The 10399-nt window shown below is 53.0% G+C and carries 15 protein-coding genes and 1 tRNA gene; 4 read left to right on the top strand and 12 right to left on the bottom strand.

Annotated features, from left to right (window positions below; all coding sequences use genetic code 11):
- The first annotated feature begins 271 nt into the window (after positions 1 to 271).
- Positions 272 to 490, top strand: a tRNA-Glu gene (locus WC488_02950).
- Between the two features lie 115 nt (positions 491 to 605).
- On the opposite strand, the gene WC488_02945 is transcribed toward WC488_02950, so the two are convergent.
- Together WC488_02945 and WC488_02940 are read right to left on the bottom strand one after the other, a co-directional pair.
- Positions 606 to 884, bottom strand: a complete 279-nt coding sequence (locus tag WC488_02945; GenBank protein ID MFA5077359.1) for a hypothetical protein — start codon at positions 882 to 884, stop codon at positions 606 to 608.
- A gap of 129 nt (positions 885 to 1013) precedes the next feature.
- Positions 1014 to 1280, bottom strand: coding sequence for a hypothetical protein (locus WC488_02940; protein ID MFA5077358.1), 267 nt, complete (start codon positions 1278 to 1280; stop codon positions 1014 to 1016).
- A 217-nt stretch (positions 1281 to 1497) separates the two neighbouring features.
- Between WC488_02940 and WC488_02935 the strand changes: the two genes are divergently transcribed.
- Both WC488_02935 and WC488_02930 read left to right on the top strand, forming a co-directional pair.
- Positions 1498 to 1869: a hypothetical protein gene (locus WC488_02935; protein ID MFA5077357.1), complete on the top strand. Its 372-nt coding sequence runs from the start codon at positions 1498 to 1500 to the stop codon at positions 1867 to 1869.
- A 9-nt stretch (positions 1870 to 1878) separates the two neighbouring features.
- Positions 1879 to 2046, top strand: coding sequence for a hypothetical protein (locus WC488_02930; protein ID MFA5077356.1), 168 nt, complete (start codon positions 1879 to 1881; stop codon positions 2044 to 2046).
- Here WC488_02930 and WC488_02925 read toward each other — a convergent pair whose 3' ends face one another.
- The 7 genes from WC488_02925 to WC488_02895 all read right to left on the bottom strand — a co-directional run bounded on the left by WC488_02925 (position 2047) and on the right by WC488_02895 (position 6974).
- Positions 2047 to 2271: a hypothetical protein gene (locus WC488_02925; GenBank protein ID MFA5077355.1), complete on the bottom strand. Its 225-nt coding sequence runs from the start codon at positions 2269 to 2271 to the stop codon at positions 2047 to 2049. It abuts the gene before it with no gap.
- Positions 2268 to 2987 carry a tyrosine-type recombinase/integrase gene (locus WC488_02920; protein MFA5077354.1) on the bottom strand — a complete coding sequence of 240 codons (720 nt, stop codon included), beginning with the start codon at positions 2985 to 2987 and terminating at the stop codon, positions 2268 to 2270. Before WC488_02920 ends, WC488_02925 begins: the two co-directional genes overlap by 4 nt.
- Before the next feature lie 371 nt (positions 2988 to 3358).
- Positions 3359 to 3619 (bottom strand): hypothetical protein, encoded by a 261-nt coding sequence (locus WC488_02915; protein ID MFA5077353.1) that lies wholly within the window; start codon positions 3617 to 3619, stop codon positions 3359 to 3361.
- Positions 3620 to 3794: 175 nt separating this feature from the next.
- A complete protein-coding gene (locus tag WC488_02910; GenBank protein MFA5077352.1) occupies positions 3795 to 4274 on the bottom strand; it encodes a hypothetical protein in 480 nt (159 codons plus the stop codon).
- Positions 4271 to 6265, bottom strand: coding sequence for a hypothetical protein (locus tag WC488_02905; GenBank protein ID MFA5077351.1), 1995 nt, complete (start codon positions 6263 to 6265; stop codon positions 4271 to 4273). Before WC488_02905 ends, WC488_02910 begins: the two co-directional genes overlap by 4 nt.
- Positions 6258 to 6476, bottom strand: a complete 219-nt coding sequence (locus tag WC488_02900; protein ID MFA5077350.1) for a hypothetical protein — start codon at positions 6474 to 6476, stop codon at positions 6258 to 6260. Before WC488_02900 ends, WC488_02905 begins: the two co-directional genes overlap by 8 nt.
- Before the next feature lie 297 nt (positions 6477 to 6773).
- Complete coding sequence (locus WC488_02895) at positions 6774 to 6974, bottom strand: hypothetical protein (protein ID MFA5077349.1); 201 nt, start codon at positions 6972 to 6974, stop codon at positions 6774 to 6776.
- 72 nt (positions 6975 to 7046) lie between these two features.
- Between WC488_02895 and WC488_02890 the strand changes: the two genes are divergently transcribed.
- A complete protein-coding gene (locus WC488_02890; GenBank protein ID MFA5077348.1) occupies positions 7047 to 7733 on the top strand; it encodes a hypothetical protein in 687 nt (228 codons plus the stop codon).
- Here the strand turns inward: WC488_02890 and WC488_02885 are convergent.
- The 3 genes from WC488_02885 to WC488_02875 form a co-directional block, all read right to left on the bottom strand.
- Positions 7723 to 8931, bottom strand: a complete 1209-nt coding sequence (locus WC488_02885; GenBank protein MFA5077347.1) for a tyrosine-type recombinase/integrase — start codon at positions 8929 to 8931, stop codon at positions 7723 to 7725. The genes WC488_02890 and WC488_02885 overlap by 11 nt on opposite strands.
- A gap of 131 nt (positions 8932 to 9062) precedes the next feature.
- A complete protein-coding gene (locus WC488_02880; GenBank protein ID MFA5077346.1) occupies positions 9063 to 9881 on the bottom strand; it encodes a phosphoribosylformylglycinamidine synthase subunit PurQ in 819 nt (272 codons plus the stop codon).
- Between the two features lie 9 nt (positions 9882 to 9890).
- Positions 9891 to 10399 (bottom strand): AIR synthase-related protein (locus WC488_02875; GenBank protein MFA5077345.1); only part of this gene is annotated, 509 nt, incomplete at its 5' end.

Below are 10399 nucleotides of genomic sequence, written 5' to 3'. Positions count from 1 at the left end.
CGGTTCGATCCCGGGCGGGCCCACTCCCTAAGGGGCAGCCTGTTTCTCGTCTATCCCCTTGAGGGTTCAACCCCGTCTTGCAGCACAAAACTCACGGTTTGACCGTCAACTTCGCAGAAGTTGGCGGGACGGTGGAGCCGCAGCTCCAGCGGATCCCGGGCGGGCCCATTAAGACTTCCGGTTCGATCTTCAGCTCGCGAAGCGGGCGACGACATCCCGGGCGGGCCCACCCCCCCTCTTTTTTATACGTTTCGATGCTAATCCCATTCGCGCTCCCATAGTCTAGTGGCTGACTTCGACGCGATTGTGCGTCGGCGCGAGCCGGACATCCCGGTCAAGGACGGAGCCCTCTCACAACCCTTTTTCGATTTGAAGGAGGCTTGAAGAAAGGCTCTAACTCGGGTTCAAATGAAATCCCTTTTCTAACCAGAAAAGGTCTTTCAACCCCCAAAAGAAAGGCTTTTGGTGGATGAAAATCCCGATGGGAGCGCTATTCTTTTTTTTAAAATCCCTAATTTTAACGCCGTAGAAATTGATTATCTTTTTACTGTTTATCATGTTGGGAGGCTGCCTTCCGAGGCAAAACTGCTTCGAGAATGAGGGGCTCAAGGCTTCTTCTTTCCAAATTTCTCGTCCATTATCTTGTTGCCCTTGCCAAGTGCAGAGAGCGCCCCAGCATGCAGCTTCTTCGCCAGCCAGAACGCAAGCAACAGCACCTCCATAGATAGGACGCCACCAATTGCGCGCGGGGCATTGAAGCTCACTGAAGCACCGCCAGCGGTTATCTCGATGCCAGCAAGCGCGCCAAACAGAGCTGCCACGACCGCAGGCACAAGGATCGCGGAGACTATCGTGAGCTTGTTCTTTGAGAAAAAGTCTTTCACCACACCACCCACAAGAGTATATGGGCGGCTTGCTTTATAGAGGTTCTGAAAAAACGGTCTGCTCTTGGACGTCATCGGAGTCCGCGAATCCTCCGACCAAGAGCAAACATGGCAAGAAGCGAATGGCGCTTAGCCTCCGACCTGTCCGCTGAGCCCCCTCGCGCAGAGCAGGAACATCATCAGACCGAGCAGCGTCGGAACGACGTCAGCGATGGTCTTGTCTGTCCCAGTCAGTGCGGCATTGGAGATCGCAGTCTTGATCACTGGTATGCCGACCAGGTAGATCACGAAGGCGACCACAATGAGGGAGATCACGAACTCCGTGATGCTCATGCCCCTACCGAGGCTTGCGCCTTCGCAGCGCACGTCTTTCTCAAGAAGGTTCTTCATTCTCATCGACTCCAGCAAACACACCCGATCGTGTGCCGCTGGCATAAGAATTTGAATCAGGTTATTTAAATCCTAATCCTGTCTTTCTACGACGTGAGAAGGTTCTGGAAAATGCAGTTTTACGACGTGAAAAAAGGGAACTTTGATTATGGGATTAATGATGTGCATTAGCTTCATGCGAAGCATAATAAAACGGCTCTGAGAATAATGCGCGGTGAGGTGCATGTGTTCGAAAGAGCTTCTGCTAAAGGGGATGTTCGCCGTCATCATCCTATCCCTTATGTATGGGATCATCAGCGCCTACCTGACGGGCTCCTCTGACGCCATCGACGCAGCTTTCATTTACCTCGCGTTCATCTTCCTGGTGGGCATGACCGTCTATGACTATGTGAAAAAATCGAGGAGCAAGAAAAAGAAGAAGGAATACCTGGAAAAGGGCGCGCTCGTCATGGTCGGGACTTTTATCCCCTACACGGTGCTGATGCTGTTGGGGAATTTCTTGGGCTGCAAGGCGTATGTCTCGTTCATCACCCTGCTCGCAGCTCTCCCTCCGCTCTACAAGGCAGTGGAGTATCTCATCTCCCTGGAAGACTGAGGTGGTAATGTGGAAAAGAAAACGACCGACGTCCTGCTCCAGTCTGGGCTGACGGCGTTCTTCGGCTCGATTGCCCTGAGTTTCCTGCTCGGGATGTCTCCAGAGAATGCGGGCAAGATCCTTTTCCTCCCCATACTCATCGTCGCCTGGATATTCTTCTCAAGAAAGAAGGACTGATCACTTCACGTTCTTCGTGAGCCAGAAGAGCCCGAGCGAAGCAAGGGTGATCTCAAGGCATGCGAACATCCAGGTGGGGAAGATAGGAGCAGCCCCGCCGACCAGCTCCTTCACCAGGGCAGTCAGAGCGCCAGAGAGGACGATGCTGAAGATGTTGGTGAGGACGAGCTTGCGGCTGAAGCGCTGGTAGCTCTCGATCTCCTTCCTGACGTGGTGCGGCTTCATCTCGATGAACACCTCTTCAGCTCCTCCTCCATGAAGTCCAGGTCGGCGCTTGCGTAGATGTTCATGGTCGTGCTGACGCTCTTATGCCCGAGGAGCTTCTGCAAGACCTCGATTGCAATGGGCGGACTCTGCCTGCGCAGGTGGCGCGCGAAGGAGTGGCGCAGGATGTGGGGGTTGAGCTTGCGCAGCCTCGGGTTCGGATTCGCTATGCCCGCGAGCTGCGCGGTCAGCCCCACGATGTCGTTTATCGCGGTGTTGGAGAGCCTGCCATCCTTGGACTTGGAGACGAACACCCAGCCAGTCGCCCGCTTCTCCAGGTAGAGGCGCAGATCGTCAAAGACTCCAGGCTCGGTTATTGGGACGCTGCGCGGCTTGCTGCGCTTCGTGATGTGGAGGTTGAGCCTGTGCCTGGGAAAGTCGATGTCCTCAATCCGCAGGCTGCGGGCTTCGTTCCTGCGCAGCATGCCAAAGTAGAGGAGCTTGAGGATGCAGCGGTCGCGCAGGCTCCGCGCGGAGCCGATGAGCTTGAGGACATCCTCCTGCTTGAGCCAGAAGTCGCTGGACTGATTGACCTGGTCGGGCTTCTTGCGCTTGACCTGGAGCTGCCCAGCCTCCTCCCGTGCCTCAAACTGGGGGAGCTGGATGCTTGACGATTCGCTTGGTGTATTGACAAGTTTGAGGGACGCCTCGGCTCCCTTTTCCTTTTCTTCTTCCATGAAAACCAACCCCCTACTTTATCATTTATCTATTTTGTCAAGCTGGAAAAGAGACACCCTGGCTCGGTTCGAGCGCGCGCGGGCGCGCGCCCGCACGTTCGGCTCGATTGAGCCATCAAAACAAAGTGTTCGGAACTTTTCCAATCCGCAAAACATCTAACCATATATAATAGCACGAGAAGACATTTTGGTGCCATGCCGTGTATAATGAAAACTTCCGTATGATGGGCTGGACTCCATTTGAAGGAATCTGGAGAAGTCTTCTGCGTGGTGCTGGCAGTAATACCCTATCACTTCTCCCTCAACCAGTAGCTTATGGACTGCCTTGCGCGTGCATCCTTCAATCATGCAGGAGGTTTTCATGCGAACACCTACCGATACATCCGAAAATCGTAGAACCGATGTTCCTGAATTTTCCGAACGAGAGCCAGCGTAGTCTTCCGAACGAGCTTCCCATCCCGACCAGCGCAGCCAACCTCACCAGTTGTCAGATTGACACGCAGCTCGAATCCTGCGCCCTGGTGGTCAGATTCGGGCTGTGGCTGGAGATCATGCGGAGGAGGTATCAGAATCTCCTCCATGATCTTGGGCTTCTTCCTGCCCCTCTTGCGTGCGTTTGTTTTCACCATCATATCGCCCCCAAGCGTTCGTGTCTCGCGTGTCTGATGACTGCGCGCCAATCCTCTTTCCAAGAGGAATAGCAATCTTCCGAACAGAAGGCAAACCAGCGCACGTCATCATCCCAAGGATTCGTGCGCCAGAGAGGTTTTCCCGAAATTGCGTCTCCGCACCAGTGGCAGGTCTGCATCAGCCTCGCCCTCCGTCCGACCGCGACATGACGCGCTCCAGAACTGACTTGCTGGCGCTGCCAGCGCGGATGATCTGCGCAAGCTGGTCGATGTCATGCTTTGAGTAGTCCATCGTGCCTTCCTGCTCTGGCTTCTGGATGCCAACCTTGGGAAATGCTTTCTGGATGTAGAAACGATGCTCGTCCGCGAAGTTCTCCTGGAGTTCGAGCGTCATCTTCTTCTTGAGATCTGGATTAAGGCTTGGATCCTGGGCTATGTCGCGCAGCATGCGCTTGAGAGTCTGAAAATCCTCGTTGAGGGTTTGCTGGTCTTCTGGATCAAGGCGGGACTTGAGCATCTCCAGGTCTGTCCTGAAGTAGCTGAAGTATTTCCACTTGTCCTGGGACGCATGTGCCTCCCCGAGCTTCTCGAATGTGGAGAGGACGAGGAACTGATAGGACTTGGTCATTCCAAGCTCGTCGCTCTTTGAGATGTTCATTTTTCCGCCTCCTTTGAGGGGGGCGGGGCGGGAGGAAGCGCCCCATCCCCCTCTTCGTTCTGGCAAGGAGCATCAGCGCGGCGTTCGCTACCTTGTTTCAAGCCGCGCGTGATGGGTGGGTGATCCCCTGCCTTTGCAGGCAAGGCAGGAGCGAGATGCTCCGCAAAATGAGTTTTTACGAGCCATTCAGCTTCTGAAACGGGAAGCTTGGGCTGATCTCCAGGCGCGAAGGAGCCGTAGGTCTGCCCGTCCGCCCCTTTCCAGGTAGGGGTTGGCTTCAAAATGAGGACTTTGGAACATCCAGACGTGCCCTCTTTAGCTTCTACACCATCTACTCCTTCTACTTCTACGTCGGAGGTAGTGTAGAGAGTTGTATGTGTAGAAGGTGTAGAGGGAGTAGAGGGTGTCGATGGTGTAGATGGTGTAGAGGGTAGGGTGGTTTGAGCTTCTTCGGGGCTGAGAAGCCCATATCTTGCGAAATGACGGAGAAGGGCATCCCGCTGAAAGATGTAGTGTGTGATGCCCCTCATCATCTTTTTCCTGGAAAGCGGAATGCTTGCGAGACAGTCGCTCACCGCCTGTCCCTTTCCGTTAAGAATGCCTGCATAACGGGGGTTGGCTCGTCCCTGAGAGTCATATTTTTCGACTCCCTGAATCGAGAGAAGAATCTCGGAGACCGCCTTGACTGCCACCTTAACCTCCATCTCTTGTCTTCCCTTTACGCACTCATAGAGCGCCCTCACCACCTGGACTCTCTCAGAGAACTCATCCTCTGAGTGGTAGCTCTCGAAATTGGTGAAGAGCCAGACTTTCATTTTTTCATGGAGAGACTGCTCCAGAAGGGAGGCGATGAAAAGGAGAGGTCTCGCTATTTGGGCTTGCCTAGCGGTGAAATCACAGCAATAGTCCTTCGCAGCCGCGCGGAGTCTAGGAGCCTGGGAAAGCCCCCATGCATAAAGCTCCTGCCTAAGCGAGTTGCTGTCTTCGCTCGGCTTTGCATCTGGAAGCTCGTCGATTTTAACCTCACAGCGCTCCATGACCAAGGTGATCGAGCGCGTGAGAGCAGCATGTGAAAAGGCGGAAAGGTCGATCGTTGCCGCCACAAGCGGCACGCCAACATTGAACCCAGTCGGGACTTTGCCTCCTTTTTTCGAGTTGTCTTCCACACGAAAGACTGGGAGATCGCTCTGGTAGCTGATCTCGATGAAATGCATGACGTCCTTTTTCTGCTCGTCTGGCAGATTGTCGAAGTTGTCGAAGACAAAAACGCCTGCTGTCGCGTTTGCCAGACGAAAGAGCGCCGCTTTTGTCGCGTCCCCAGTTGTTGTTGGCTTGAAGCAGAGATTCCTGATTGCTCGGACAAGCTGGCTCTTTCCGCTATCTGGTTTTGCTGTGATGATCAGGCGCGGAAAGGCGTCGAAACATATCCAGATGTGAGTCGCCAGTATGTAGCAAGCTACTACGTCGTGGAATATTGGCTCTGGATGATAGACGTATTTTTTGAGATAGTTCTTGACCTTCGAGTAGAGCCTCCTTATGTCCTCTATTTTCCCTGTCCTAACCCATTGTTTGATTGCTTCGCGCTGCCAACCATAAAGGTGGAAATGCGCTGATGCGGGAGGGAAATCGGAGAACTTGAGATTCTTCTCTGGGAAGAATGCCTGACGGGTGTATCGCCTGTCGCTTTTGATAAGAATCGGCTCTGGGTTGTAATCGTTGTCCCCAATATAAGTCCCATGAAATGCGCATTCCCCATCGAAGTCAAATCCAAAGCGCTTAGGATTGAGGATTGGACGGTCGAAGATTTCCAAGTCAAGAGTGGATTTTTCCTCCACCTTCTCGCAGACGATTTTGTCGATCGCTTCGATCTGCCCATGTGCCTTGATGTCGTGTTTTTTGCAGAACTCGTCAATGTCGAGGGAAGAATTGCTCGCTTTTTCCTGGAGATAGAGGACTGCGAGCTGTTCAGAGGTGAGTTTCTTTTTAGCCATCTCCAACACCTCCGAGCTGCTTCGGCTGAGATTTGAACTCGATTTTGCTGACTTCTGAAAGAAGGAGAGCCACGTCTCCTCTTGACGTGCTGAGGAAAAGATGAGTTGGGCTGACTGCCTTCAAAACTCCGTCGATAAAGAAGATTCCGTTAGGGCGCTTATGCCCAACAGAAGCCAACTCTCCCAAATGCTTTTCAATTTCGTTGCACATCCACATACACCTCTTCGGAGGTCGCCAGCCGCTTCCAGAGCCGTCGAAAGTTCAGGAGCGGCTGGTGCCAATTTACAAATCAATCATCTGAAAACACATCTCCGTCCTCCTCGCGCTTTCTGAATTCATCCTCAGAGACGAGGCGGTCGCGATTTTTCTTCTTCGATCGCTTATCCGACATGTTTCTCACCCTGAACTTGAACGACGAGCCGACCGTCTGCATCGATCAGAGCGGCAAGCTCGCCCTTGTATTCCTCTGTAATCGCATCACAGAGTTTTCGAATTCGAAGATCGGTGTCAGCCATGAATACGCGCCTTCCGAATGCCCGTTTCGCCGTCGTGGCGGGCAAGCCAGTCAAGAACTGCCATTCGAACAATCGATGTGATTGGGATTCCGATTTTTTCTCTGGCAGCGATGCAGCGCTCCACAATTTCGCCTTGGAGCAGAATGTTTGCATATGGTTTGCCAGCCGCATCAGTCGATATTTTACGTGCCATTGTAAGCACCACTTACATAAAATCAGGCAAAGTTTATAAGCTTATGTTAGCATACCTTACATAGTGTTCGCTATGCGACGAAAAAACGAGGATAGCTTTTATTTTTCGAATAGCCTAGTTCCAGTTCTCCTCTGCGTGTTGAGGGGGCAGGACTACTCCATCTCCATCGCGCATATCCTACGCTATACACACAGTGCAGCGGTTCAGAATCTCCAGAAGCTTCAAAAAAGAGGAATGCTGGAGAGTTATGCCGCAGGTTCTGCAACAAAATATCGACCAAATTGGGGCGTGATTGCTTCTGAGTGGATCGATTTTAGGCTCGCTGAAACAGAAAGGACAGACGATGCCGTATTTAGAGGCATCGATTATAGAATGGCGTTGGGTTCTGGTGAAAAGAAGAAGGTCAAGGGAATGATGAAGAATAAAATCGCCCCACTCATGAGTCTGAAGAAAGATCCTCGATTTTCTACATTCACTAAAGCCTATCTTGAACAAATTGCTGGTCTGACAAATCCACAACTGATGACGGACAGGAGCCCACTTATCCTTCTCAGTTTTAAAGACATCTTTGGCTGGTTCTTTGATGATTATGTATGCCCACACTTGCTTTTGTCTCTTGGAGAAGATGAACCTAAGAGCATGGACGAAAAAATGCAGAGCCTCGAACCTTTATTTGTAAATAGCTTGGAAAGGTTTAGAACGTATGAGCAATATGGCGCGCAAGTTGCTGAAGGAATAAGAAAAGAACTCAATCGCTAGCTCGGTTGGCTCTCTTAACAGTGTTTTTCGCTCTTGTTCCCTCAAGCTTCTCGATTCTCTTTATCATCTCCTCGACCTTGTTTTCGAGGATTGAGATCGTGCTGACGACCTTCCCGCTGTTCAAGTCAGAGCCGCACGCCGAGCAGTAGGTGTTCGCGATCGGATTCTTCAGCTTGCAGCGCTGGCAGAGCTTCTCGGTGATGACTTTCTTCTCTTCCTCGGGCTTGACCTTGCCATACGTCCTCAGAACGGCTTTCTTGACCTGCTCGTCTGTGAGGTGCAGGTATGTCCTCGCCATGTTCGAGCCGATCTCCCAGCCGAAATATTTGTCCATGATCTGCTCGGTCATGCCTGCTTCCGCCCCGAGTTCTGTGGCGCGTGAATGCCTGAAGTTGTGGGGATTGACAGGCTTGAGCATTTTGGGCAGACCTTCCTTCTTCCTTGCTGCGTTCATCCTCTCAGCGCACTCCCTGAGCCTCATTACTGAGATGGGATAGCTCAGAGGGCGCTTTTTCGACGGAGTAATCCAGAGCGGGGCATCCCCCTTCTTTATCGGATGATTCTCCAGCCACGCGCTGACATACGATGCGGCTTCGACGACTGTTATCCTTCGCGCGCCAGTCTTTCCCTGCGGAACATTGACGTCAAGACCTTCATTCGTGAAGAACAGGTCTGACTTTCTCAGAGGGAGCAGTTCGCCGATCCTCGTGCCGCTCTCGAAAAGAAGGTAGATCAGCGCCTTGTCAAACACGTCGCCATATTTAGCCAGCTCCCGCACTTCTTCCCTCGTGATGATGGGCTTTCCGAGCTGCTTGTCCCCCGCCTTTATCTCGTGCTTGAACAGCTCTGCCTCGTCCAGGGACAACCTCTTCAGGGATCTCCGTCCCGTCTTCCTGAAGATGTAAAGGCTGCCCAGAGTCCTCTTCGCGTCCTTCTTCGTGGCGGGCTTGTATTGCTTGCTGGCGTTGATCATGCTGACGGAGCCGCTCGGATCGTCGAGCATCTGCGCAATCGTCTTTCCCGTGATCGTGTTGCAGATGGAGAGGTCTGACCTGTATTTCTCGATGCGCCTGTCCCCTATCTGATGGGCTACTGCATCCTCGGCGAACTTCTGAAAGAGTGCCTTGTCTTCCTCGGTCATCCACTTCGAGCGCGTGATGCTTTTGCGCCAGTTGGAATAGCCAAGACCTGAGACCATGCGCCTTTTCTGGAATGAAGCCTTTAAAATAAGAGCGTAATACGTCGGAGAATACAGAACATTAAGTTAATATCTCTGTCCCGATGGGAGCGTAATTTTTTAAAAAATTAGCTAGATGCACAAATGGAAAACTAGACATATTCCTTCGCAGCCGAAACCATGTTTGAGAACAGCCGGATGCTGTTCTTCTCATATGAAACCCCTGAGAGGAAATTCGGGAAATGTGTGCGCAGGACCGAGCACTCAGGGTGCGGCATCATCGCAAGAATCCTGCCCGTGGTGTCGCAGATTGCGGCAATCGACTGCACCGAGCCGTTCGGGTTCACCGGATACTCCCCCTCTTTCATATCCTTGCCGACATACCTCAATGCGATGAGCCCCTTTTTGTCAAGCTGCGTAAGCGTTCCGTTGTCCTTTGGGATGAACTGCCCCTCGCCGTGCCTCACCGGGCAGTGGATGAATTCGACCCCGTCAAAATACCTGCAGGCGGACTTTTGTGGCTTCAGGTAGACCCAGCGGTTCTCGAACCTTCCGCGCGCATTTCTCAGGAGGGTCACTTCCTGCGAAAACGAAAGCCCGATGTTCGGAAGCGCGCCCAGCTTCACCAGCGTCTGAAAACCGTTGCATATGCCAAGCATTGGCTTCCCGCTCTTTGCAAACGACAGAAACTGCCCGCGGAAAGCGCTCCCCAGCTTGTTCGCAAGAATCCTGCCCGACGATATTTCATCCGCAAACGACCAGCCGCCCGGGATTGCGAACATCTGGTAATCCTCAAGCTTCGACGCGCCTGACGCGATGTCTGAAAAATGCACTATTTTCGCGTCCGCGCCTGCAAGCGAGAACGCGTACGCAAGCTCGGCTTCGGCATTAAGGCCAAAGCCAGAGAGAACCAGGCATTTTGGCTTTCTCCCTTCAACCTCCACTGCTTTCAGAATGGTTTTTGATTTCATGAAGATTACCTACCAGTCCATTGCGCCTTTGAATGAGGCGAGAAGCGAAGTAAGCGGCACGTCGAGAACCTTTGCGCCCCTCAGGGCCGCCACCAGGCTGCCTGCCGCCTTTGCCTCGCCAATCCTTGCAAGCGGCACCCCGCGCATCGCCTTCGCAAACGCCTTTTCGTTTTTCCTCTTCACGCTCACCACGAACCTGCCGGCACTCTCTGAAAAGAGCGCGGCTTCGGCCGAGAGCTTCTTGCCTGCAACCGTATCAAGCGAAACCTCGGCGCCAAGCCTCCCTGCCATGCAGCACTCGGAAAGCGCGACCGCAAGCCCGCCTTCGGAGCAGTCGTGGCAGGATGCGACAAGCCTTTTCCCGATTGCAGACTGCAATTTTTTGTAGAGCAGGAAATTCCGCCTGAAAGCCACGCGCGGCACCTGCCCGCCTGCTTTCCCGATGGCTGAATGGTACTCCGAGCCGCCAAGCTCGTCCTCCGTCTGCCCGAGGACAAATATGGCGTCCCCTGCTGACT

The sequence above is a fragment of the Candidatus Micrarchaeia archaeon genome (assembly GCA_041650355.1).
GTDB lineage: Archaea > Micrarchaeota > Micrarchaeia > Anstonellales > Bilamarchaeaceae > JAHJBR01.
This window is presented reverse-complemented; position numbering and strand designations above follow the sequence as displayed.